Origin of the sequence: Paenibacillus sp. FSL R5-0928 (assembly GCF_037970385.1) — a bacterium.
GTDB lineage: Bacteria > Bacillota > Bacilli > Paenibacillales > Paenibacillaceae > Paenibacillus_AQ > Paenibacillus_AQ odorifer.
The window spans coordinates 5,817,977-5,843,618 of sequence record NZ_CP150225.1; the positions used below are offsets into that span (position 1 = coordinate 5,817,977).

20 protein-coding genes are annotated in these 25,642 nt (G+C 46.8%); 4 read left to right on the forward strand and 16 right to left on the reverse strand.

The window, feature by feature from the left end; all coding sequences use genetic code 11:
* Positions 1-143: 143 nt before the first annotated feature.
* Positions 144-1,277: a GerMN domain-containing protein gene (locus tag MKZ16_RS26315; protein WP_179088460.1), complete on the reverse strand. Its 1,134-nt coding sequence runs from the start codon at positions 1,275-1,277 to the stop codon at positions 144-146.
* Positions 1,278-1,546: 269 nt separating this feature from the next.
* On the opposite strand from MKZ16_RS26315, the gene MKZ16_RS26320 reads away from it, so the two are divergent.
* Complete coding sequence (locus tag MKZ16_RS26320; RefSeq protein ID WP_036686950.1) at positions 1,547-2,155, forward strand: phosphatidylglycerophosphatase A; 609 nt, start codon at positions 1,547-1,549, stop codon at positions 2,153-2,155.
* Positions 2,156-3,601: 1,446 nt separating this feature from the next.
* On the opposite strand, the gene MKZ16_RS26325 is transcribed toward MKZ16_RS26320, so the two are convergent.
* The 5 genes from MKZ16_RS26325 to MKZ16_RS26345 form a co-directional block, all read right to left on the reverse strand.
* Positions 3,602-4,612, reverse strand: coding sequence for an MBL fold metallo-hydrolase (locus tag MKZ16_RS26325; RefSeq protein WP_076103729.1), 1,011 nt, complete (start codon positions 4,610-4,612; stop codon positions 3,602-3,604).
* Between the two features lie 38 nt (positions 4,613-4,650).
* The gene (locus tag MKZ16_RS26330) at positions 4,651-5,385 is read right to left on the reverse strand and encodes a class I SAM-dependent methyltransferase (RefSeq protein ID WP_076099469.1); all 735 of its coding nucleotides are present in this window, start codon (positions 5,383-5,385) and stop codon (positions 4,651-4,653) included.
* Between the two features lie 151 nt (positions 5,386-5,536).
* On the reverse strand, positions 5,537-7,228 hold the full coding sequence (locus MKZ16_RS26335; RefSeq protein WP_076099470.1) for an alpha-glucosidase: 1,692 nt from the start codon (positions 7,226-7,228) through the stop codon (positions 5,537-5,539).
* A gap of 71 nt (positions 7,229-7,299) precedes the next feature.
* Complete coding sequence (locus MKZ16_RS26340) at positions 7,300-8,955, reverse strand: response regulator (RefSeq protein WP_038573084.1); 1,656 nt, start codon at positions 8,953-8,955, stop codon at positions 7,300-7,302.
* Complete coding sequence (locus MKZ16_RS26345) at positions 8,956-10,776, reverse strand: sensor histidine kinase (protein ID WP_076103657.1); 1,821 nt, start codon at positions 10,774-10,776, stop codon at positions 8,956-8,958.
* 238 nt (positions 10,777-11,014) lie between these two features.
* Here MKZ16_RS26345 and MKZ16_RS26350 point away from each other — a divergent pair, with 238 nt between their 5' ends.
* From MKZ16_RS26350 to MKZ16_RS26360, 3 genes are all read left to right on the forward strand, one after another.
* Positions 11,015-12,391 carry an extracellular solute-binding protein gene (locus MKZ16_RS26350; RefSeq protein ID WP_076103658.1) on the forward strand — a complete coding sequence of 459 codons (1,377 nt, stop codon included), beginning with the start codon at positions 11,015-11,017 and terminating at the stop codon, positions 12,389-12,391.
* A 206-nt stretch (positions 12,392-12,597) separates the two neighbouring features.
* Positions 12,598-13,482 (forward strand): sugar ABC transporter permease, encoded by an 885-nt coding sequence (locus MKZ16_RS26355; RefSeq protein ID WP_036679565.1) that lies wholly within the window; start codon positions 12,598-12,600, stop codon positions 13,480-13,482.
* 27 nt (positions 13,483-13,509) lie between these two features.
* On the forward strand, positions 13,510-14,400 hold the full coding sequence (locus MKZ16_RS26360; protein ID WP_036679567.1) for a carbohydrate ABC transporter permease: 891 nt from the start codon (positions 13,510-13,512) through the stop codon (positions 14,398-14,400).
* Positions 14,401-14,492: 92 nt separating this feature from the next.
* Here the strand turns inward: MKZ16_RS26360 and MKZ16_RS26365 are convergent, their stop codons facing one another.
* The 10 genes from MKZ16_RS26365 to nifB form a co-directional block, all read right to left on the reverse strand.
* Positions 14,493-15,623 carry a homocysteine methyltransferase gene (locus MKZ16_RS26365; RefSeq protein WP_038573087.1) on the reverse strand — a complete coding sequence of 377 codons (1,131 nt, stop codon included), beginning with the start codon at positions 15,621-15,623 and terminating at the stop codon, positions 14,493-14,495.
* On the reverse strand, positions 15,620-16,372 hold the full coding sequence (locus MKZ16_RS26370; RefSeq protein ID WP_038573088.1) for a HesA/MoeB/ThiF family protein: 753 nt from the start codon (positions 16,370-16,372) through the stop codon (positions 15,620-15,622). Before MKZ16_RS26370 ends, MKZ16_RS26365 begins: the two co-directional genes overlap by 4 nt.
* 38 nt (positions 16,373-16,410) lie before the next feature.
* Positions 16,411-16,977 (reverse strand): DUF269 domain-containing protein, encoded by a 567-nt coding sequence (locus MKZ16_RS26375; protein ID WP_076103660.1) that lies wholly within the window; start codon positions 16,975-16,977, stop codon positions 16,411-16,413.
* Positions 16,961-17,365, reverse strand: coding sequence for a NifB/NifX family molybdenum-iron cluster-binding protein (locus MKZ16_RS26380; RefSeq protein WP_036679578.1), 405 nt, complete (start codon positions 17,363-17,365; stop codon positions 16,961-16,963). Before MKZ16_RS26380 ends, MKZ16_RS26375 begins: the two co-directional genes overlap by 17 nt.
* Positions 17,331-18,668, reverse strand: coding sequence for a nitrogenase iron-molybdenum cofactor biosynthesis protein NifN (nifN, locus tag MKZ16_RS26385; RefSeq protein ID WP_038573090.1), 1,338 nt, complete (start codon positions 18,666-18,668; stop codon positions 17,331-17,333). The genes MKZ16_RS26380 and nifN overlap by 35 nt, the downstream gene beginning before the upstream one ends.
* Positions 18,658-20,022 carry a nitrogenase iron-molybdenum cofactor biosynthesis protein NifE gene (gene nifE, locus MKZ16_RS26390; protein WP_038573091.1) on the reverse strand — a complete coding sequence of 455 codons (1,365 nt, stop codon included), beginning with the start codon at positions 20,020-20,022 and terminating at the stop codon, positions 18,658-18,660. Before nifE ends, nifN begins: the two co-directional genes overlap by 11 nt.
* 77 nt (positions 20,023-20,099) lie before the next feature.
* On the reverse strand, positions 20,100-21,641 hold the full coding sequence (nifK, locus tag MKZ16_RS26395) for a nitrogenase molybdenum-iron protein subunit beta (protein WP_076103662.1): 1,542 nt from the start codon (positions 21,639-21,641) through the stop codon (positions 20,100-20,102).
* A complete protein-coding gene (gene nifD / locus MKZ16_RS26400; RefSeq protein ID WP_036679590.1) occupies positions 21,638-23,101 on the reverse strand; it encodes a nitrogenase molybdenum-iron protein alpha chain in 1,464 nt (487 codons plus the stop codon). Before nifD ends, nifK begins: the two co-directional genes overlap by 4 nt.
* Before the next feature lie 75 nt (positions 23,102-23,176).
* Positions 23,177-24,046, reverse strand: a complete 870-nt coding sequence (nifH, locus tag MKZ16_RS26405) for a nitrogenase iron protein (RefSeq protein ID WP_235219430.1) — start codon at positions 24,044-24,046, stop codon at positions 23,177-23,179.
* A gap of 3 nt (positions 24,047-24,049) precedes the next feature.
* Positions 24,050-25,426 carry a nitrogenase cofactor biosynthesis protein NifB gene (gene nifB / locus MKZ16_RS26410; protein ID WP_076099475.1) on the reverse strand — a complete coding sequence of 459 codons (1,377 nt, stop codon included), beginning with the start codon at positions 25,424-25,426 and terminating at the stop codon, positions 24,050-24,052.
* Between the last annotated feature and the right edge of the window lie 216 nt (positions 25,427-25,642).

The window sequence follows — 25,642 nt, forward strand, 5'->3', positions numbered from 1 at the left end:
TATAGCTAATAGTTTAGTGTGAGTCCCGTTTCCCTGTTGTTCATTGCGGCAGTTCACCGTTCGGGACGTTACGTCTTTTTGAGCAACTTTTATTCTACCAAAGAGGAGGCACAAAAGCATCTTTTAAACCTTAGAAGGTCATTCTATAACGGGAGCTCGTTCAAAAATTCAGGTGCAGAAACAGGTTTGCTATAGTCCACATTGTCAGTGTCGGTAATCGATTGTTTGCCGTTCAAACGAATTTGAACTAAAGCATCTTCCGTATTTTGCGCAACAGTCAGAACAACCGATTCCAGCAATTCGGCAGGAACTTCCTTCCCATCTGCGAACATATCGTCATTCAAGGATACAGTAACAACACCGTTTTGTCCGGCTTCAACCGAATCAAGTGATGTGCCCTGTGTCATAACCATTTCCAGACCATCTCCAGATTCAGGTCCCGCAATCAGTTCATTTATAGCAGCTGTCAGCTGTTCTTGCCCTGCGGGTACAAAGCGCGTAACCGGAACATAATATTGGATACCGTCAGGAGATGTTGTGGAAAAATAAACAGTAACCGCACTAGAGTTCATCAAAGATGGACCTTGTTTAGGCAGGTTAATGCCCATTGTGCGGGACAGCGGGCGATCCAGCGGAGTACCTTGAAGCGGCATTTCCGTAAGCTTTTTACCATCTACCCAGAACTGTACACCTTTAATGTCATCTTGACCGGTCAGCGTCCAAGTGATCGCTTCAAGGATTTTGCGTTCATCCGCAGCATCGTAGTTGTTAAATTCCGAATTGAACTCAACAACTGCCAGATTCGACTTGTCTACCGTAATGCTTTGCACCTCAGTTCCAGCTGGTAGAATGCCTTGGAAGCCTTCTGGCAATGAGGACGCATATTCTCCCTTATTCACTAATGCCATTAAAGAGTTCTTGAGCGTGCTGGAATCTTTGCTTTTTGGCAGATTTAGCGACACTGGAGCGAGTAAGCCGTTTCCATCTTCCAAATATACGGTCGTCCGGTCACCGGAAGCCGTTGTTTTATCCGTTGCTTTAGCGGTTTTGGTGCTGTCCTTAACAGCTGTTTGTGCATCATCCTGAGCCACTGGACCAAATACACCTGAATCCAAAGTGTTATTTCCCTCTGTCTGTAGCATCTGCGCTTCAACCTCAGGTGGCGGAGCATCAATCGATGCTGATTCCGAACCGAACAAGCCACAACCGGACAGTGCCAGTGGAACTGCGAGTAGGCAGACCGCGGAAATCCCGCGGATTTGTTGCATTGTTTTCATCATTTATTACCCCTTTCAAGGTTAGATAGCATTTGTACTGCTATGTATACGAGACCTTTGTCCAAAAAATAACAACTGCTTATCCTAAATTGTTGGAAAAGCCTGTGTACTTTATTTTCAGGTTGGGTTGGATCTAGATTTTAATTCACATAGACTCCGCTTTCTGGACAAATACTTCTTCTAAACGTACAATCTGAGATAACACCAGCGCTTAACATCATGCTAACGAACGTTGTAATGCAAAGACTTAACTTACGAGGTGACTAATCATGGCTGATGAACCAATCGCAAAAATACCTTACAGTCTGAACAGCAAGGCAGTCGCAGATGCGACCAAAGTGTGGTTGAATAAGCGTGGAGTGAACCTGCAGGAAATCGCAGAGCTCGTTATGTTTCTGCAAAAAAAATATTATCCAAACTTAACAATGGAAGAGTGTGTCCATAACGTTGAGATGGTACTCAGCAAACGGGAAGTGCAAAATGCAGTACTTACGGGCATTCAATTGGACATGCTCGCGGAGGAGGGGAAGTTGTTTCCGCCGCTTCAGGATATGATCGAAAATGATGAGGGATTATACGGAGTGGATGAGATTCTGGCTTTCTCCATCGTAAATGTATACGGCAGCATTGGCTTCACCAACTATGGTTATGTGGACAAGCTTAAGCCAGGCGTTCTTGAACGGTTGAACGACAAAAACACCGGGCAGATCCACACCTTTCTGGACGATATCGTCGGAGCTGTAGCCGCTGCAGCTAGTAGCCGAATCGCACACCGTAAGCAAGCGGAGCGTGAGATAGACCTCGAACTTCCGCATTCACCTGAGGATCGCGAAGAAGCTGCAAGGAAACTTGCAGAACATGAAAAACAACCGGAGTAACCGGTGTTTTGGGTACACTCTGAGAATTAAAAAGCGATTGTTTCGTAGCCCTTGCGGGTTATGAGACAATCGCTTTTTTTGAGGTTGGGTTGGTTGGGTTGGGTTGGGTTGGGACCGTTTTAGGGAAAAACTCCCTAAAAAATACCGAAAATCGTTCAAAACCTAAGTTATTAGGGAATTCTTCCCTAATAACTTTACGAAAACCTTAATTTATAGCTACATTCGTAGAATATTAGGGAGAAATTCCCTAATATCCACTCTACACCTCAACAATCCTCAAAAAACAGGGAGGAATTCCCCAATTAGTCAATACCAACACTTAGTTACTCGGCAAGATGTGTTTCTACCCACGAATAGCGGCATCTGAGTCCGAATGATCTGTGTGACGCATGAGTAAAGTAATCAAATGTTAGTCCGAATGTTCAGCCTGACGCATGAGTTAAGTAATCAAATGTTAGTTTGGTAATGCGTTCGGACTCAGGTGACACTATACTCACAATCCCCTTAGATTTGGACACTTTCGGACTCCAGAGTCGCTATTCACTCAAAAATGACCAATAACTACCCTCTGCACTAGCAATAACGCCTCTCCGGTCCGATACTAACCTCAAAAGTCCCAAAACCCACGAATAGCGGCATCTGAGTCCGAATGATCTGTGTGACGCATGAGTAAAGTAATCAAATGTTAGTTTGGTAATGCGTTCGGACTCAGGTGACACTATTTCCATAAAACACCCTTGATTTAGTCACTTTCGGACTCCAGAGTCGCTATTCACTCAAAAATGACCAATAATAACCCTATGCACTATCAATAACGCCTCTCCGGTCCGATACTAACCTCAAAAGTCCCAAAATCCACGAATAGCTGCATCTATGTCCGAATGATCTGTGTGACGCATAAGTAAAGTAATCAAATGTTAGTCCGAATGTTCAGCCTGACGCATGAGTTAAGTAATCAAATGTTAGTTTGGTAATGCGATCGGACTCAGGTGACCCTATTTCCATAAAACTCCCTTGATTTAGTCACTTTCGGACTCCAGAGTCGCTATTCACTCAAAAATGACCAATAACTCCCCTCTGCACTATCAATAACGCCTCTCCGGTCCGATACTAACCTCAAAAGTCCCAAAACCCACGAATAGCGGCATCTGAGTCCGAATGATCTGTGTGACGCATAAGTAAAGTAATCAAATGTTAGTCCAAATGATCAGCCTAACGCATGAGTATGTAATCAAAGGTTAGTTTGGTATGCGATCGGACTGAGGAGCTCAATATTCATATAAATAGCACCGAATTATACTCTCTCCTTAGTCACTAAAACCAAAACCAAAAAAAGAGCAGTCCCAATAACACAGGACTGCTCTGTACCTCTACTCGATCATAACCTTCACATCTCAATTCATTCCATCAATCATCATTCATCACTCTTCGAGCCCGCTAGAAACTCTAACTAACATGGTCTCCAGCACTTTCAGATGCTGCAAACAATATAGCACCGTCCGCCTCTATCATCACAGCCCGCTCCCGGCGCATCAGCTCCGCTAAATGCGCCAGTGTCTCACTCATCGCAAAGCGCATCTGGTGAACGGTGGTTACCCGGCTGCGAAACAGAATTTCGCAGACTGCGAAGCCGCTCAGCGGGCCGTTTGCGAGCAAGGCTGCAGCGGTATCCAGCCGCTCCTCATGATGAGCGAGCAGGCTGCTGACCCGGTGCGTGAAGCCCGTGAACGGTTCCCGATGACCCGGGAACGCCATGCTGACCGGATAGCTGCCCAGCTCCCGCAGCCCCTGAAGAAACGTCTGCAGCGGCTGTGGATCGCTGCCTGGAAGCAGGCTGACATTGGGAGAAATCTGCGGCAGCACAGCATCGCCGCAGATCATTTGCCCGCTGCCCGCATGATACAAGCTCACATGTCCCGGTGCATGTCCGCCAGTTACAATCAATTGCCATTCACGGCCACCCATCCCAAAAGGCTCTACCTCATTCAGATAAGTTACAACCGGCTGCGGCTCCACTTGCGTGTCAAAGCTCTCCAAATGCGCTTTAATTCCACTCGACCATTCTTCCGACATTCCGTGTCCGATGAAATATAACGGCAAAACTTCATTGATATCCGTGTCACTGCCCCACATCAACATCGCTTCGGCATGAGCACGTTCAGTCATCCATACCTTACATCCGGTCTGTAACTGCAACCATCCCGCCAATCCATAATGATCGGGATGATGATGTGTTACGACGATATCCCGCACGTCCTTCCACGACAATCCCAGCTCCTGCAGGATCGCCTGCCAGCATTTTTCTGTCTCCGGGCTACGCGGACCGGGATCAATAATAGTAATTCTGCCATCCTCATCGGGCAGAATATAGCTGTTCACTTGACGAAGCGGCGAGTCCATGGGCACCGAGACCTGAAGAATGTTCTCGTCCCATGAAGTGATATCCGCCTTAGACATGGTGCGATCACCGCCTTTGAATCTTTTTCCTGATACCATTACGATCGAATTCCACTAAAAATCATCCGCGTGGAGCTTTCTGCATTATAAACCTCATCTTCATAGCTGCCATGCACAGCTTCGAGCTGTAAACCCGCTTCCTCGATCATCCCGCTGAATTTCTCCAAGGAATACAGCTTCACACGTTCATGATATTGGCGAGGTGTAGAATCATTTTTAGAGGTTAAAATGATGTCCTTCTTCACGTACCCATCCTCGATCCGCCGCGACTCATCAATCAGATTTTTTCCATCCTCGCGGGTAGAATGCGGCACCAGATGACGAATCACATACGCAGGATTCAGATAATCAATAACAAACTTGCCACCCGGCTTCAACATCCGATAGATTTCACGCAAAACCTTTACCTGCTCCTCATCCTCTTCAAAATAACCAAAGGAAGTGAATAGATTAACCACAGCATCGAAACCTCCAGTTAACGGTAGGTCACGCATGTCAGAACGCAGCCAAGTTACCTGCTCCGCTCCTGTTTGAGATCTTGCCTCACGCAGCAATACCTCTGATAAGTCCACTCCAGTTACCTCGTACCCTGCTTCCGCAAGCGCCAGTGAATGACGTCCCATCCCACAACATAAATCCAGCACTTTGGAGCCTGGTGGTAGTCCCAGCCACGAGATCATTCGTTCAACTTCTTTACGAGCTCCACCAAAGTCTCGATGTTTGTATACGACCAGATAATCCTCTCCGAAGCTCTTTTCATACCATTCAGTCATGTTGTCTCTCCTCCCACAGGCGTCTTCCTGTAACTCCACTCTATGTATGTTAATGTATCGCCATTGTACAGTCTTTTACTCACAAACTCAAAGAAGAGTTGTCACAGTGAGCGTTCAGCCCCTTCATGACAACTCATTCCTGCAGCTTCCTTTACACAAGCTGCTGCAAATATACTCGTGCTTCATAAGGTCGAAGTTTAAGCGGTTGGATCTGCTCATCTTTTTCCACGGAATAATTAGAAATTAACAGCTCTATATTTTCTGGTTGGAACTCTGCTGGCCATTCGAATACAGGCTCTCCATCATAAAAATTCAGAATAACCAGCAGCCGCTGATCTTCCAATGTCCGGGTATACGCATATATCTCTGTATGCTCTGCAAGCAACAACTCGTAGGCTCCATAAACGATGACTTTATGTTTTTTTCTCAGGGCAATCAGCTGTTTATAGTAGTTGTAGATGGAATCGGGATCTTTAATCGCGTTGCCAGCGTTGATCTCCATATAGTTGGAATTCACTTCGATCCAAGGAGTCCCCGTCGTAAAACCACCTGCGTGACCATCGTCCCACTGCATCGGGGTGCGGGCATTATCCCGGCTTTTATGATGAATGGCAGACATAATCTGCTCTTCTGGAACGCCGTTTTTTCGCTTTTCTTCATAATAATTAAGCGTCTCTACATCCCGGTAATCATCAATGGATTCGAAACAGACATTCGTCATTCCAATTTCTTCGCCTTGATAAATATAAGGTGTGCCTTCCAGCATGTGAATGAAGGTCGCCAGCATTTTGGCCGAAGGAATCCGGTAAAAAAGGTCGTTTCCGAACCGGGAAACCGCACGCGGCTGGTCATGGTTGCAGAGATAATTCGCATTCCAGCCTTTGTCATGCAGAACCGTCTGCCAATTACTCATAATCTTTTTCAGCTCCAGTAGACTCCATGGGACGACATCCCATTTTCCACTACCTGCCGAAGCGGCATCCAGAAACATATGCTCAAACTGAAAAGTCATATTCAGCTCCCGGCGACCATCACCTACATAATCTAGCGCCTGCTCCGGTCCAAGTCCTGAGGTCTCTCCTACCGTCATAATATCGTAGAAATACAGCACTTTATCATATAAATTCTGTAGCAGGGTATGCACATCTGCCAGATTGGAGAACATTCCATAAGCCCGTACGGTAGGTGTTCCACCTGGATTATCCGCATCCGGGTAACCTTTCGTCTTCACGATATGTGCAATGGCATCAAAGCGAAATCCGTCCACACCCTTCTTCAGCCACCATTCCACCATCTCATGCAGCTTATCAATGACCACCGGATTCTCCCAGTTCAGATCAGGCTGATATTTGGAATAGAGGTGAAGGTAATATTCATCGGTCCGCGGATCAAGCTCCCACACCGAACCACTGAAATAAGACTCCCAGTTATTCGGGGGACCTCCATTTTTTCCTTTTCGCCAAATATAGTAGTCCCGTTTCGGATTATCCTTCGACGATCTGGATTCAACAAACCATGGGTGCTCATGTGACGTATGGTTCAGAACCAAATCCATCATCAGCTTCATCCCACGTGCGTGCATCTCCCTCAGCAAATGGTCAAAATCATCCATCGTGCCAAATTCCTTCATAATGTCACAGTAATCACTGATATCATAACCGTTATCATGGTTTGGTGATTTATAAATAGGGCAGACCCAAATCACGTCTACACCTAAATCCTGCAAATAATCCAGTCTGGATATGATTCCTTGCAAGTCTCCAATCCCATCTCCGTTACTATCCATGAAGCTAATCGGATAAATTTGGTACACGACACTTTCTTTCCACCATTTCGGGTTCATTTCTCGGTTACCTCCTATTTAGCTATATGTAGAGTTTAACCACACAAAGCCTAGTAGATAACAATTTGCTCCTACTTCCCTAGTCCCTTTTGATATTGTGAGGGCGTAAGTCCGGTCCATTTCTTAAAAGTAGCACTGAAGTGGCGTTCTTCCCCGTAGCCTACTAACTTTGCAACAGCGTACATTTTTAAGTTTTGGCGGAGCAGCTTTTTTGCCTCTTCTACCCGGTATTGATGCAAATAATCGAGAAAATTCACACCCAGCTCCTGACGGAACAGTGAACTTAAATAAGTATTAGATACATAAGCTTCCTTCGCAACATATTCCAGAGACAGATTGGTATTATATTTGTTACGGATGATCTCGAGCGCTGTAACTACTGTTCGATGCAGAGGGCGATGTTTAGAAAAAGCCTCCACCACATTCTGCATGATCTTATTCAGGATCGTAGACAATTCTTCCAGCGTCTCGATCTGTGGTGCCTGCTCCATCCAATTGACCAAATGCTGCTTCCATTCGAATCCAGCTACTTGTTTTTCCTGCGCAAGCCTCTTAAGGCGAACGACAAAAGCTGTTGCCCGAATATTCACCTCCTGCTTGAGGCATCCGGGGTTTCCGCGAAAACGTTCCAGCCATTGCTCCAGCAGATCGAGGGCAAGCTCATTACTTCCTGCACCGACTGCCACAAGCATCTCATCCTCCAGCACATTTAATTCAGGATCATCTAAAATCCCGATCTCCTGTGCGCCACCCCCAATAACTCCCGAGCCTTCTGTATAAAAATAAACGCCGCCTTTCCCGTTCAGAAAGCGGGATTCCATGGCCTGAAGCGCTTCTTTATAAGACAGGTGAGCTTCCGAAATATCCGCACGACAGGAGCCTACAGCAATACTGATTGACAGCTTGAGGTATTTCTCCAGATTGCTTTGCAGCATCCCGATTTGCTCTTTTAAATAGATGGGGGTTCGGTAAGACTTGCGGGAATCCGTTCCAGCTAAACCACTGCCGATCCAGAGCAGGAGATTGCCATCATGAAAGGTCTCGATTTTTCCTTTATAGATAGGAGACAAGGTCTCACTAATAATATTTAGGGCCGCGTAACGTAAAAGTACAAAATCCTGTCCAGACCCACCAGCAGAGGGAGGATCAAAATCAAAGCTGACCAGCCCAATCTGCGGACCTTCATGGCTAATAGCCATAGCTAACTCACCGATCAGCTCCTGCCGCCGCTCCAGCGGAACCGGAGGATGATGAATCCATTGGGACAGCACTTGGCTTTTGACAAGCGGTGCATTTTTATGCCAGGAACGATCTCTTTTTAGCTGTTCATTCTCCTGACAACGCTGCCTTTCAATTAGCTCCTTAGCCTTGAGTACCGTCTTCAGAATTTCTTCCGGCCGGCACGGCTTCAGCACATAATCGACAACCCCCAGCGCAATCGCTTGTTTCGCATAAGAGAACTCATTGTATCCAGATAAAATAATCGAGCGAAAGTCGTAACCGCGACGCCGTCCAGCTTCGATTAGCTCCAGACCATTCATCTGCGGCATGCGGATATCCGTTAACAATAAATCCGGCTGTTCAGACTCCATCAGAGCCAGCGCTTCACTTCCGTTCCCCGCCTCGCCCATTACCTCAATCTGATGCGAATTCCAGTCAATCATATTGACGATACCCTCACGGATGGTGTCTTCGTCTTCAGCAATCAGCAGCTTCAGCTTCATCATTTAGGGACCCTCCACAGTGATATGAATGATAATACGTGTGCCTGCTCCTTCTACACTCTCTACTTGCAATGAGGCTCCGGCAAAAAACAAAGCTAAACGTTCCTGTACATTCGAGAGTGCAAACCCCGAACGTCCAGCATTCTCCTCTTCCTCCGAAATAGAGCTTCCTCTCGCTAAACGCTGATGTAGCTCCTGAAGTCTTTCCGGCGTGATTCCCACCCCGTTATCTTGAACCTCGAGTACAATAGTTCTATCTTTGCGGAAGGCGCGAATCGAGATTAGTCCACTTCCAGCCAGTGGCTCGATCCCATGAATCACTGCATTTTCCGCCAGTGGCTGGAGCAGCAGCTTCGGAACTGTGAAATCCTTGATACTCTCATCCAAGGCAATTTCGAACTCAAAACGTTCTCGAAACCGATTTTTTTGCAGGAACAAATAATTCGTCACAAGCTCTACTTCCTGTTCTAATGTAAACGTATCCCGCCCATCATTTAAGCTCAGCCGGAATACTTGAGAAAGCGAATAGACCATATCCGCTATTTCTTTGTCGCCCTTCTTCTCAGCTTCCCAACAAATCGTATTCAGCGTGTTATATAAAAAGTGCGGCCTGATCTGCGCCTGAAGCGTTTTCAATTCTGCTTCCTGCTGCTTCAGTTTGGAGGCATATACATCATTGATGAGCGATTTGATCCGCTGCACCATTAGATTATAACCATGGCCCAAGAGACCAATCTCATCATTTCCTTCAAAAAATACGCGCTGCGTGAAATCCCCTGTCTGGAATCTGCGCATGGAGCGGGAAAGCTTTTTCAGCGGTTTGGTTATTGAAGCGGCGGCGAGCCAGGTAACCATTAAGCTAACTGCTAAGCACAGAAAAGCGATCGTCACCGTGACCTGTGAAATCTGTCCCAGCTCTTTGACAAGCTGCCGTTTGGAATGCACCACCACTACATACCAACCCGTCGTTTCTGACTGCAGATGCGAGACAATCCACTGTTTGTGATCCGCTGTAGACTCCAGCCTCTCCTTTAGGCTCAACTTAGGATCGCTGTCCGCAAAATACGGAAGATCAAGATCTCTTTTGCCGATCCAGCTCTTGTTAGAAGCCGTAATGATGAGCCCGTCTCGATCTACCACAAACATATCTACATCATCTTCAGAGTTGTCTAGATATTGGCTTCCAATCTTACCAGCATCGACCCCGATCACCGCAAGCCCTGCCGGTTTTAAAGTATATACATTCTTGATAATTCTGGAAAGTACAATCTTATGATAATGATCACCAACAAATATGCCATCCGTGGGTCTGGACAATCCAAAGGTTGGACTGCCTGCGGCTTCAACGGCTTCCTTGTAGTACGAGGTTTGGATAAAGTTAGAGAACTTCATGCCAGTTGTCAATCCGGCTTGGTTCGCAGCAAAAGGCTCCGCCCCGTTATTCTGGTCTTCCAAAGCGTATAGAATCAGGGATTGAATCGAGTTGCCAGCGACCATCAGGTTGGTGACCGTTTTAAATACGGAATTTCGTTCTTTTTGTGCTTCTGACGACACTAAGAGCCGCTGCACACTTTCATCCAGAAAGAGTGTATTGGAAAAAGAAATCATTCCCCTCACCATCTCATCAATCTGCTCTGCTGTTTTTCGGGTCAGGTGATCCTGTGACTGTTTCATTTTCTCCACCACCTGCTGCGAAGAGATCTGATAGGAGTTCCACCCCATAGCGAATATAGTCACGAGAAGCAGCGGCACAAACCATAATAACAGCTTAAACTGGAGAGGAAGATGGCGATAACGGCTTAATAAGCGGATGTTTCGATTCATGAGAACCACCTTCATGTATAATCAATAAATGTGTAAACCAAGTATAACTGAAATCATTAAACCCTGAACCAGCTTTTTACAATCACTGAAAAATGCCTACATAGTTCTTAAATATGGACCATGTTTCTATCGGTCATAAACTCTTAAGATGGGGATGCAAGAAGAAACGACATTGTCGTCCTCGTTTGATGACAGCCGTTCTCGTGGAAATATATCTCATAAAAAAGGTGGGTTTTTGATGAAAGGTAAAGGAATAAAGCTAGCACTTATGAGTCTAATGCTACCAGCTCTGCTGGCAGGCTGCGGTGGCGGAAATAACAATGCGAAAGCTACCAATGCACCTACAAATGACAAGGCCGAAGCTACTGCCGAAGCAACAGCAAGTGCAGGGGAAAACACAGCCGCCGAAAAAATCACACTGAAGTTCTTCACCGCGCTCGCGGATCGGGCAAATGGTTCAGGTAAGGTAGAGCAAGACATTATCGATGCTTACATGAAAGAGAACCCTAACGTCAAGATTGAAGTGGAAGCGCTTCAAGATGAGCCTTACAAATCAAAAATCAAAGTGTATGCCTCCAGCAATCAGCTGCCTGATATCATTCAAGCCTGGGGTCAGCCCTCCTTCCTGAGTCCGCTGCTGGATAACGATCTGCTGCTTGAACTGAACAGCGCTGACTTCGAAGGTAATCAGTTTGTGTCCGGATCCATGGACGGCTTCAGTAAAGATGGTAAACTTTACGGCTTGCCGCGTGGTGCCGACTACATGGTCATGTACTATAACAAAAAAATATTCGCTGACAACGGCATCGAGGTTCCAAAAACCACAGATGATTTGCTTGCCGCCGTCAAAACACTTCGTGCCAAGAAAATTAACCCGATCGCTATGAATGGTATGGACGCTTGGACACTGCCTATCTGGTATGAATTTGTAGCCCAACGTCAGACTGGCGATTTCAATACAATGGATGAAGCTGTTGCGCGTAAAATATCCTTTACAGATCCTAGTCTCGTTGCAGCCGCAACTGAAATGCAGCAATTTGCCGATGCTAAAGGTTTTGCCGATGGCTGGCTGACTGCCGATTACGGTGCTGCACGCAACTTGTTCGGACAAGGGCAAGCTGCCATGTTCTTTATGGGCGCTTGGGAGTCGGGTCTGGCAACAGACGAGAACTTCTCTGAAGAATTCCGCAATAACGTAGGTGCTTTCGCTTTCCCAGCTTCAGATAAAGGTAAAGCAACCGATGATGCCGCTTGGTATGGTGGTGGATATGCAGTCAGCAAAAATTCCAAACATGTTGAAGCCGCTGTTGATTTTTTGAAATATTTCTTCGCTCCAGAGCATTGGTCTAAAATGCTATGGCAAGCCGGCGCGGGTACACCTGCGCAGCAATTCGATCAATTCCTAACGGGTAACGAAACCCAGCTGCAAAAAGAATTGATTGAAGTGTTCAGCTCGATGACATCCTCCAGCGGTACTCCACTGCAGGATGTGGGTGACGATGAGTTCAAGCAAAAGGTAATGGAGGCGCATCAAAGCCTGCTTTCTGATGCAATTACCCCTGAAGAATTCGCCAAAGCACTGGATGCTGCATCCGATAAATTCGCTGGTAAATAAACCAGAGACTACAAAAAACATGAACCTTAGCGCTCCTGAAGTAACCTTATAGATGGCAGTGCGCAAACCCCGGCTTCCCCCAGAGGCCGGGGTTTTGTTTTCGAAAAAATGTATACACCGATCTGAAATTTACGGCATGTTCCGGTGCCTGGCTTCCCGTTACGATGGTAATAGATAGATTACTCTTTAAAAGGACGGAGATTTCCATGCACAGAGTGTTAAGCGACAAAAAAGCGATATTCTTACTCATCGCACCTGGACTGTTCCTATTTGCTTTTATGATCTGCATCCCTATCTTCATGAGCGCTTATTACGGTTCTACGGATTGGGGCGGAATCGGCAAATACAATTTCATCGGCTTTGATAACTACCGTGAAATTCTATTTCATGACAAAGTGTTCTGGAGATCGCTAGTCAATGCCCTGCTCCTGACCGCCGCCACTGTATTTTTACAACATCCCTTTGCCATTCTCATGGGGATATTCCTAACCAATTCCGGCAAATACGAAAAAATATTCCGGACGATCTTTTTTATCCCCGCTGTAATTTCCGTCGTCGTTACAGCCAAGCTGTGGACCGGAATTTTCCATCCAAACTACGGACTGCTCAACAAGCTGCTAAGCGGAGTTGGATTGGATGCACTTACGCATGATTGGCTCGGTGATCCAAAGACGGCCATCTGGTGCATCATCATTGTTGTTATGTGGCAAGGCTTTGGGTATGCACTGCTACTGTATTATTCAGGTCTGCAAGGCATTCCGGAAGATTTAAGCGAAGCCGCAAGAATCGACGGCGCCAACAACTTCACCCTCTACACGCGTATCATCATTCCGCTGCTTTCGCCGATGATGCGGGTTGCCATCATCATTGCCGTCACCACCTGCCTTAAGCAAATGGAAACCGTATTCTTAATGACCAACGGTGGCCCTGCAAATAGCACACAGTTCCTAGGGAACTATCTGTACAAAACTGCCTTCTCATCATCGCTATACGGTTATGGTAATGCCATTTCGATTCTGTTTATTGTGTTCTGCCTGATCCTAACCGTTATCCTCAACAAGATTTTAAAGAAAGATATCGGAGAATTTTAAAGAAACCCTGTAACCGGAGGAAATCCTATGAATAATTCCTTATCGCCTGCCGCTTCACCCCCTAAGCTAAACCTTCACAAACAAGAACGCAGAAAGCCTACAACGGGCAAAATCCTAATGATGGTGTTCCTGTGTATCATCGCGTTGATTCAGTTATTTCCGCTTATTTGGTTGATCGATTATTCCCTGCTCAAGAGCGGTGAGTTCTTTGGAAGCTCATTTCTGAAATGGCCCTCTCCACCCCAGTGGGAGAACTATCGAAACGCTTTTACCTACGGGCGTGTGCCACGTTATTTTGCCAACAGTCTTATCATTACAGTGATTACTGTTATGCTCTCTGCGCTGGTGTCCCTGATGATGGGATATGCGTTTACCCGGATGAAATGGAAGCTAAGTGGCATCGTCCTCTCTCTAATCATGTTAGGCATGATCATTCCCATTCACGCCACATTGCTGCCAAACTTCATTCTGTTTAACAAGCTTGGGATGCTGAACAATATGTACACATTGATTTTGCCTTACTCAGCCATTGTCATCCCCATGAGTGTCCTGATTATGACCGGGTTCCTGGAGACCATCCCACGGGCTATTGAAGAGTCCGCCGTTATTGATGGCAGTGGCATTTACGGGTTAATCTTCCGTATCATCCTGCCCATCACCAAACCGGCGCTGGCAACCATCTGTGTACTCAATTTCATCAGCACTTGGAATGAATTCATTATGGCGAACACCTTCCTCACCTCGGAAGATCTTAAGACGATTCCCTTCTCCATTATGAAATTCACTGGTGAGTATTCATCCAACTATGGTGCACAGTTCGCGGTTATGACGATCATCGCTATCCCAACCATCCTGATCTACCTGCTCTTCACAGAACAGATGACCAAGGGAATTACCGCCGGGGCGGTTAAGGGCTAACACAATAAACTTAATCATAACAACATAAAAAAGCTGACAAGACAGGTTTCGTACCCGTCTTGTCAGCCTTTATTCATTCTTACTGATATCTCTTACGGTCGTTGCCAATCCTCCCTCAGCCATTCAACCAAGAGGAGTTCTGGCACATTCACTTTATTAACTTCGGCATAATCTCTCACCCGTTCCAGCAAACGTCCCGCGGTTCCCGCACTAACCTCTAAACCATGTGCGTTCAGAACATGCATGATTCCACCACTTCCGGAATGTTTACCTAACACAAAATGATGTGCTCTCCCCACCTCAGTGGGATCAAAGGTCTGGTAGGTGGCTGTTTCTTTCAACAAACCGTCAACATGTATCCCAGATTCATGTGTGAAGGCGAGTGATCCGACGATTGGTTTGGCATCGCCGACACTTCGGCCCGAGGCTGCGATCACCCTATCCGCCACCCCCTTCAGACACTCTGGACGCACGCTGCTCTCCCCGCCATAAAGATAACGCCAAGCCATCACTACTTCTTCCAATGCTGCATTCCCGGTGCGTTCACCAATCCCTGCCACCGTAGTGCTTGCCCAGACCGCACCCGCGGCAATACCGCTAAGTGTGTTTGCAGCCGCAAGACCAAAATCATTGTGGCAGTGTACCTCAAGCTCTACATCTGCAGGAACAGCACTAAGTAATGTGCTTACCCGCTCTGCCATTTGACCCGGATGATGAGCAGATACCGTATCTGCATAACGGAACCAACGAATGCCTTCTTTATATAATGTATTTACCAGTTCAACCAAGTACTCCATACTCGCCCTTGAAGAGTCCTCCATCCCCACCGACACAGTCATTCCTAGCCGTTGACCATATTCCGTCGCATGCAGTAATCTTGTCAGACCTTTGGCAGGTGTTAAACCTAGCTTACCTTGTAATTGAATTTCCGAGACAGGGATCGATACATGACTCCAGTTCACACCCGTCGCCCACGCTTTGTCGATATCACTTTCCAAGGCCCGATTCCAGGTCATCATCTTCATAGGAAGACCTAAATCAGCGATAGCCGCAATATCTTCTTGCTCTTGCTTGCCCATGGCAGGAATTCCTACCTCTGCTTGCTCCACTCCGCATTCCGACAGCAACCTTGCGATTTCCAGCTTTTCTTCCCTCGTGAATGAAACTCCAGCCGCCTGTTCACCATCCCTAAGTGTCGTGTCACATAGCCTGAGACTTTTCACGGTTTACCTTCCTCTCCGCAGCAAGTGCAATTCGGATTACGGGTAATATGGACGCTGTAACAGGCGAAGTCGAGTGAATTGAAGCGATGCATTACGCCCGCATAAGTCGTCCCTACCCTTGTAACCCATTTTACGGCTTCCAACGCAGCCAGACAACCCGCAATTCCGGAGGTTGCTCCCAATACTGGAAAGCCAAACGGTTCCCATTCTGGATTCACATCCGGATAAAGACACTCTAAGCAAGGGGTTTCACCAGGTATAACCGTTGTTAGTGAAATCTCAAATCCATACATCGCCGCCTCTACCATTGGCGTGCCGGTTTCTACACATAGGCGGTTCAACGCATATCTTTCCGGAAAATCATACCGTGCATCAATCACTATATTGGCTTGCTCTACCCAAGGTTTTGCCATATTGTATTCAATCTTCGAATTATATCCTTCAATTTCAACATTTGGATTCAGACGTTTTAGCTGCTGAATTGCTGTGCTCATCCTTTCCATACCCAAATGATCACTGTCCATCAAAATCTGTCGATTTAAATCTGGAGGCACAATGTTTCCTTCATGCGCCAAGATCAGCTTGCCGATTCCGGCAGCAGCTAGATAAAGTGCGGCAGTGCCTCCAAGCCCACCAATTCCAGCAATCATCACTGTAGCTTCTTTTAGCGCTTTCTGCCCGCCTTCTCCAAGCAGCTTCAATTGGCGAGCGTATCGTTCCAGTTCGGTGCCGCCTACAAGCTGCTCCATTTTGCTCCCTCCCTGTGGCTGAGCTGCATCATTGGAATCTAACCCTCCAGACCATCCGTTCCATAGAGAGCTGTCATTTCATTAAATTTATCCATAAAGGCTAACCCTTCTTCCACACAAGCAACGCCGTAGCGAATTACTTTCTCCTCAGAGGTAAAAGGAAACGGAAAACCTGCTCTCAAGCTTTTTAACACAAGAATAATCCGATCACTATATAAAAGAGCACGCCCAAATCCTTCCCCATTTATTTCAGAAGAGCTTTGAACCAGAACCCCACTTTTCTCCTCGATCACGCCCGCCACCGCCTGAAACAAGAGAGGAACCTGCAAACGGACCTTTGGAGAAACCGCGCAGTTAAAATCAGATTTGTTCTTGTCTTCAGGGGAAGCGAGAAACAATCGTTCGATCTTCTTCTGTGGTGAAAGAGAAGCATGCCTTCCAAAAAAGTCTTCTGTATCAAGCAATTGACACAACCGGCGTATGAGCATCTCTGCTATATCTTTATCCAGCTTTTTCTCCGTGGTTCGACAACGACGTTTTAATACTGCCGCTTCCGGAGCAACCCGGCCCATTAATGCAGAACTCTCATTAGCTATGGGATCCATCTACACTCGCCCCTTCCGCTTCATTTTCAGCATGTAATACCTTGGCTAGCCACATCGGTGGTTTGCCCTGTAGCATTTCAACAATCCGCTTCACTTGCTCATCAATAGGACTGCCTGGCGGAACCTTTACCGGCATAATTTTACGACGTGTGACTCTTGCCGCTGCTGAGGCTCCAATCTGCATGATGAATATTAGCGTGCAATCCTCTACCACCTCCAGACGACTCTCTATTTTGCCTGCTTCATCCTGATTGAGAATCGTTGGCAGTTTACGAAGGCCTATAAGCTCCCCGCCACCTTTGGTAACTTTATAAATTGCGAACATCGGACTCTGCCCAAAATGGGCATTCACTCTAATTCCATCCTCTGTAGCGAATGCTACTTTCACGATGTTCCTCCTCCCTTCGCATTAACAGATTCGCCGCTTTATTCGTCCACTCCATCGCTCCCCGATACCCTACAGAGGTGGCCATATAAGCACCAAGCTCATTCCAAACGGGAAATCCAGCCGCCATAAAAGCAGCATCTAACCGCGCCGCTCCATTTATCCCATGTGAGTTACCGATCCATAAATCTGCACCTTTGCCCAAAAGCTCAACATCATCCAGATCACCGACCCATACCTCTCGTTCCATCTCAACCACCAAAGGAGTTTCATAGGAGGTGACCAGGGCCTTTTGCTCCACCCCCAGCTCTTCGAGCCAAGAAGATACGGTATACAAATGATCTGGCTCCAGCGCGACAAGTGCAGACATCCCCGCAAATTGAAAATGAGCATCCAGCATGCTATCCAATAAATTCTCCCGTTGCCAGCAATAACGAAGCTGTACCGGCTCCCCGCTAATTTGATGCAGGAATTGCAAAATATCATCCGTTGCTTTAAGCCCCATCGCACTCTCGAATACTTTGTAGGGAGTTCCCAGCGCATTATGCAGTCTTCTAGCTGGACGCTCCATACTTCCGCCGATGGCAATGGTTAGACCCGAATGCAAGCTTTGCAGCATCGAATCTAGAGGCACCCCACCTCTTGTCAGCGGTGAAAATCCTGTCAGCAGATGCCCAGACAAAGAGGTCGAAATATCAGGTAGAGCGATTACCTCAAAACCGAAGGAGGATATCATTTCTTTCAGCTCCATCACATCACCCGGCGTCAGAAACGATCCCGGCAAGAGGGTAATCTGACGTGTATTTACACTCCTTGAACCCCGATGGCCTACCTGCTGAATCATCTCATCAAGCATCGCCTCCACGGTAGAGCTGAACCCCGATTCCAATGAACCACGAAAGTCTGGTAAGGTGACGGAAAAAGCAAGCCCACCCCGCATGTTCCGCTCCCTTTTATAGGTCTTGAGCATGGATTGATAATCCACTCCTGCCACATCCGTCAGCTCAGTCCCAATAATGCCTATAATGTCTGGTCGGTGTTTACTGAGTATGGTATTTAGAGCTTCCTCTAAATTACGATTCGCATCAAAGATTACATCCATCTCCTGCAAAGCAGAGGTCTGTACGGCTATAGGCTCACGAAAATGCCGGGTAAGCAGTGCCTTCGGAAATGCGGAACAACCTTGCGCACCATGCACAATAGGCAATGCCTTGTAGCAACCCTGAAATGCCAGTACGGAACCAAGGGATTGGCCTATTTTCATTGGATTAACCGAAGTCGGTTTACTCCTTTTGTTAACGGTCATAGGAAGGTTCCTCCTTATCCCAGGGAGCGGCACTGGCAGCCAGCTTCCAGATTGGATTAGCAAGAGAATACGTCAGCTCCTTTGCCAGCCTTAGTAAACCTTCGTAACCAGCATAGGCCTTGTGTCTTTCTTGATTAATATCGATAAACGGAATCTGCTCTTTCATTGCCACATACATATTCCGTCCGCCAGCAATCATAATATCTGCCTTACGATCCCGGACGGTTTTGATAATTCGGCTTGCCCCGCCCTCCGGGATATATTCGGTGTCATCACCAACACGATCCGCTATACGCCGTACATCATCTTCCGTGCTTTTGTTCGTGCCTACACCTACCACCTGAACGCCTAACTCCTTCAGTGCGGAAATAATCGACCAGCTTTTTACTCCACCCGTATAGAGAACTGCTTTCTTTCCTTTAAGCAGCTTGCGGTAGGGCCGCAGCTCCTGAATCAGTCTGTTTTCCTCTCGTTCCGTCAACCGATCCACACGCCGCTCCATCTCACGGTCATTCAGCAAATAAGCCATTTGACGTAAGGAATAAGTTGTCTCTTTGGCCCCATAGAAGGAGCCTTCGAAATAGGGAATGTGGTATCTTGCCTCCATTTCTTTTGCCAGACCTAACAATGCACGGCTGCACACAACCATATTCACTTTTGCATGATGTGCCCATGTAATTTCCTTATATCTTGCATCCCCTGTAATTCTGGACATTAGCGTAATTCCAACACTCTTCATTAATTTCTCGATATCCCACATTTCACCCGCGATATTGTACTCTCCAATCAAATTCACACCTAAAGGAATCTCAATCTCTGGTTCACCTGTGCCAATGACATATTGTAGCAGCGCTTCACCAGCCAGCCGATTTCCAAGATTCTTACTGCCTACGAATCCAGGGCTGTTCACGGGGATCACAGGAAGCCCCAATCTGCCTGCCGCTTCCTTGCATACCGCATCCAAATCCTCGCCAATCAATGCTGTCACACAGGTCGCATATACAAATATTGCCGGAGGCATAAAGCGCCCGGCAATATAGTCAATGCTATCTTTAAGTTTCTTTTCTCCGCCAAAAATAATGTCGTTATCGTTGAGATCTGTAGTAAATCCGTATTGTGAAAGTGATGGCCCGCTTGACAAAGCCCCTCTACTTTCCCAGCTATTCCCGGCACAAGCAGCCGGCCCATGGACGAGATGCGCAGCATCCATGATCGGCAGCAGCGTGATTTGGGCTCCGTCGAAGGAGCAGCCCCCAGCCGCTTCGCCCGGCTTGGGGCGTGGACATGGCTTCGATTTCGGAGTTAAGCTCCCGCAAGCTTGCGCGTCGAATACATCGTTTCTGATGGACTCCATCGTACCACCTCCCGTAACTGAATACTCCTTACTCTTAAAATGCTCAATTATTCAGTGTCACTACGATAAATATTGGACTAACGAACAAGATCGTGGTTGAAGCCAGATGAATCCTCATCCAACCCCTGCAGGATTGTATTTACTATAGTAGTTAACAAGTTCAAGGCACCTTGATAACCGATAATCGGATAACGATGCAGATGATGGCGGTCAAAAACAGGGAAGCCTACACGGATCAAAGGAACGTCGGCATCTTTGGCAGCAAATTTAAGATGAGAGCTTCCAATGGCCAGATCCACAGGATCATCAATCAGCAGAGAGCGCATATGCCACAAATCATTTCCGATATGAACCGTTGTTTCTGCTCCGTAGGGACTGGCAGCAAGCAGAGCTTTCGCTTCTTCTTTAAATCCGTTTTCCCCATTGGAGCACACAATATGAATAGGCTCTATACCGACTTCCAGACAGAATTCAATCAGGCCGATCAGCAAATCCGGATCGCCAACTAAAGCCACTCGTTTGCCATGCAGATAAGGGTGGCTATCGAGTAAAGCATCCACTACCCGGCCACGTTCTTCCACAAGCTCAGGCGGAATGGGCAATCCCGTTAATTCACTGATAGACTCTATTAGCCGATCTGTCGCATTAATGCCCAGTGGAGTCGACATCGCAACGGTCTGTTGTTTCCATGTGCCGCTGATGTATTCCAACGTTTTTTTGACAGAATATTTCTGAAGTGATAGAGTTCCCAACGCATTAGCTGCTTTCGGCACATCTGCCAGCTTCGTTCCCCCATAATAATAGGAATATTCTCCTGTAGCCGGGGAATCAAAATTGCCGCTGTGGTCACCAAGGAAGGTGTAGCCTGTATCAAACGCGGCAAGGATTTTTCGAATTTCCGCAAAATTCCCCGTATAAGGCTCAAACCCTAAAATGACATTCAGCTTCTCTCCAGTTCCCTCTCCACTGCCAGGGGTAGCTTCAATCCCAGAGCGGATGAACAAGGTACTGAGGATGGACTTTAACATGGAATCGTAACCTGTAATATGTGATCCGGAAAAACTTGGTGTGTTGGCGTAGGGTACAGGAATTTCTTTCGAAATTGCACCCTTCTGGCGGGCATTGGATATAAAAGCCTGCAGATCATCCCCTATAACCTCAGCCATACATGTAGTGGATACAGCTATCATCTCTGGCTTATAGAGCGCCACACTATTTTCAAGACCATCAATAAGATTGTTCATCCCTCCGAACACCGCACCATCTTCTGTCATAGAAGAAGAAACCGCGGGGGTTGGCTCCTTGAAATGACGGCTCAAATGACTACGAAAATACGCAGTGCAGCCTTGGGAGCCATGTATAAACGGCAGAGTTTTTTCGAATCCCAGCGCAGCCATCAAGGCTCCTAGGGGCTGGCATGCTTTATGAGGATTAACTACCAGTGAGGTGCGGGCAAAATTCTTATCCTTATATTCAGACGACTTCGAGTAGGCTAATGCTTCCGCTGTCTCTTGCTCACTGCAGGGTGCCTCGAATGCTTTTTTCCCTTCACGTTGCTTCACATAGGGTTCAGTTTGAAATAATGTATTGTAATCCGGGATCTCCAGTTTGTCCTTCATACGCCCGCCTCCTTTTTAGGGAGTGATCCTGTTTTCCCTGAATTGATCAAGCTCCACACTGGGCTGTTAATGGTCATGTCCATGTCCTTAGCAAAAATCTTAAACCCGTCATAGCCATGGTAAGGACCACTATAATCCCAAGAGTGCATTTGCCGGAAAGGAATACCCATCTTGTGATACACATATTTCTCCTTCACACCCGAGCCCATCAGATCAATATCAAGTCTTTGCGCAAGCTCTTCCAGCTCGTAAGCGGTTGGATCATCGTAGATAATAGTGCCTTCCGGCAGTTCAGGGAATGTTTTCTCGTAATCATCCTTGTGAGCGAACTCATAACCTGTGCCCACTACCTCCATACCCAGATCCTCATAAGCCCCCAGTGTATGGCGGGCACGTAATCCGCCTACCAGCAGCATGACCTTTTTACCTTCCAGCCGGGGTTTAAATTTAGAGATAATCGCCTCCATTTGTGGCGTGTATTTAGCGATGACTTTCTCGCAATTTTCCTGAATATACTCATCAAACCTTGCGGCGATGGCTCGAAGGCTTTCAGCTGTTTTGGTCGGCCCGAAAAAGTTGTATTCCAGCCAAGGAATCCCATATGCTTTCTCCATCGTCGTTACCATATAGTTCATGGAGCGATGACAGTGAATCAGATTGAGCTTCGCCTTATGCGCGATCGCCAATTCATTGATGGTTCCATCCCCAGACCACTGCGCAATAACACGCAGACCCATTTCCTCCAGTAAAATGCGTGAAGCCCAAGCGTCCCCACCGATGTTATAATCTCCGATAATATTAATATCGTAAGGACCACATTCCGCAAGCTCCTTCTTCCCCATCAGAAAATCACGGATCGCATCGTTAGCAATATGATGACCCAAGGATTGGCTAACCCCACGGAATCCTTCACAACGAACGGGAATGATCGGGAGACCTAGCTCGATAGACATTTTTTTGGACACCGCTTCAATATCGTCTCCGATTAGCCCCACAGGACACTCTGATTGGATCGAAATTCCTTTAGCCAGTGGGAACATTTCTTTAATTTCACGGCAAATGACTTCAAGCTTCTTGTCACCGCCAAATACAATATCTGTCTCCTGAAAATCACTCGTCACCTGCATAGCCGTAAAATTATCAATGCCCAGTGTTCCGTTGGCATAATTCCGTCTTGTTCCCCAGCTATATTGCCCACAACCTACAGGACCATGGCTGATATGCACCATATCCTTGATCGGGCCCCAGACCACGCCCTTCGAACCGGCATAAGCACATCCTCTTTGGGTCATAACCCCCGGACGGGACTTCATATTCGATTTGATGGCGCATTTGCCACAGTTTATTAACTCTTCATTATTGATTTCAAAATGCTTCTGACGATCCTTCCGTGCCTTTTCCGGGTAAACCTCAAGAATCTCTTCGAGCATCTTTTGGTTATCTTCGATATTCAGCCCCATTCTGAATCCTCCTCATCCCTTAGAGTGATCCGGTGAACAGCCGTCTCTCCACTCCTGTTCACCGGACGAACCTAATTATTGGCCAGATGCCTTCAGCTTTTTCAGCGCCGTCTCTTCATCCTCAATCACACCAAATTCCATGAGTAAATCCTCCAGCTCTTCCATAGAAATCGGGGTCGGGATTGTCATCATATTGTTATTCAGGATCTTTTCTGCCAAAATCTCATATTCTCTCGCTTGCTGATGATGAGGATTATATTGGGCTACGGTCATTCTTCTCAGTTCTGCATGCTGAACCACATTATTCCGCGGGACAAAATGGATCATTTGCGTATTCAAACGGCGTGCCAGCTCCATAATGAGCTCATCCTCACGGTCCGTATTACGACTGTTGCAGATCAGACCGCCCAATCTTACGCCACCGCTGTTGGCATACTTTAGAATTCCGCGCGCAATGTTATTGGCCGCATACATAGCCATCATTTCCCCGGAGCATACGATATAAATTTCCTGTGCTTTATTCTCACGGATCGGCATTGCAAATCCACCACATACCACGTCACCAAGTACGTCATAGGATACAAAATCCAATCCTTCATAAGCCCCTTGCTGCTCCAAAAAATTAATCGCTGTAATAATCCCGCGGCCGGCACAACCCACACCCGGTTCAGGTCCACCGCACTCCACATTAAGAATGTCGCCATATCCCAACTGAACTACATCCTCAAGCTCCAAATCCTCAACCGTTCCTCTTTCAGCTGCCAATTGGAGCACTGAATTCTGAGCTTTGGTGTTCAGAATCAACCGTGTGGAGTCCGCTTTAGGATCACAGCCTACGATCATTGTTTTTTGACCAAATTTAGTGGCGAGCTGCGCCAAAGTGTTCTGCGAAGTTGTGGATTTACCGATACCGCCCTTACCGTAAAAAGCTATTTGTCTCATCATTCATCATCCCTTCGAAATCGATATATTTTCAAAATAAGAGCTGATCTTCACACTTTCGAGAATCACATCCTGTATTTCACCTTTACGCACCAGAGGCAATACTCCGGCTTTATTTAAGCTGGCGCGAGGGACATCGCCAATGCCAGAGCAGAGCAATATTTGACAGTCCTGTAATATAGAAATAATTTCTTGTAGCGTGGTATTCTTATCCCCATTACAATCCGCTTTACCGTGGCAATAGGCCTGAATCTTTCGGACACCTAGCAGCTTCACGCTTACTCCATCTGTTTCATAAACCATGAACTCTGTCGCGTGGCCAAAATGTTGATTGACCTTATCCCCACCACGTGTAGCAACAGCGACTTTGGTGGTGTGCTGCCCTTGCTGGAAAGAGTTCTGCCTTAGCTCTTTGGCTTTGACACGCTGACGGATTTTGGCATCGAGTTCACGTTGAAAGAGCGCTCTAGCTTGCTCATTTATAACTGGATTTTCATCCATCTTTTCTAATATAAAATCCTGATTACGATCCTGACCTAGCAGCCCAATGGCATCAGCACGGCATTGTCGACAATGGCGCATGACCTTCATTCCTTCGCGCCCAAGCACTTCCTGCAGGTTGTGCAGTTCTTTAGGACGCGGCGCCTTGCGCCCATCCCGTTCATACTGACTTCCCGGTGCGATAATTAAAGGCGTCACATTATGCAGAGTTGCCCCGAGCGCTTTAACTGTTCGCGATACTTCAGGGAGATGATGATCATTGACCCCTGGAATCATAACGGAATTAACTTTAACAAGAATACCTTGCTGTGCCAGCAGCTCCAAACCTTGAAGCTGGCGGCTGATCAGCAGCTCCGCTGCTTCTTGTCCTTCGTACCGGACCCCTTCGTCAACAACCCATGGATAAATTTCACGGCCCACATTGGGATCAATGGCATTGATGGTGATCGTGACATGACGGATACCTAGCGCTAGTATGGCGTCTACATGCCTGTAAAGGGTCAATCCATTAGTACTCAGGCAAAGGGTAACATCAGGGATCTGCCGCTTGACTCGTTCGAACGTGTCAAAGGTTCGTTCTGGATTCGCCAGCGGATCACCCGGACCTGCAATCCCAACTACCGACAGTTGCATCAGCTGTGCGGCTACACCTTTCACTTTTCTTTCAGCTTGCTCTGGAGTTAGCACTTCACTAACTACACCAGGCCTGCTTTCATTCACACAATCGAATTTTCGGTTGCAGTAATTACATTGGATGTTACAGGCGGGAGCAACCGGGATGTGCATCCTAGCAAAAAAACGATGAGCTTCCTCGCTGTAGCAGGGATGGCGGCTGAGCTCCTCCTCTGCTTCAATGGATAACCTCGATGACGTCTGCGGCATTTCCCCACCTCCTAAAAGTTTTATGCAACATGAACTTCTAGTACTTCTTCGCAGTAAAACTCACTTCAACAGAACGACTGATGTAATTTTAGTTAACACAAACCATGTTCGATTGCTTTGATTAGTTTCATCATATTTTCATCAACCTACATCGTCAATCGAGTTTTTCCTTTTTAAGTCCTGTTTTTCCTTATGTTTGCAGTTTCGTCATATTAA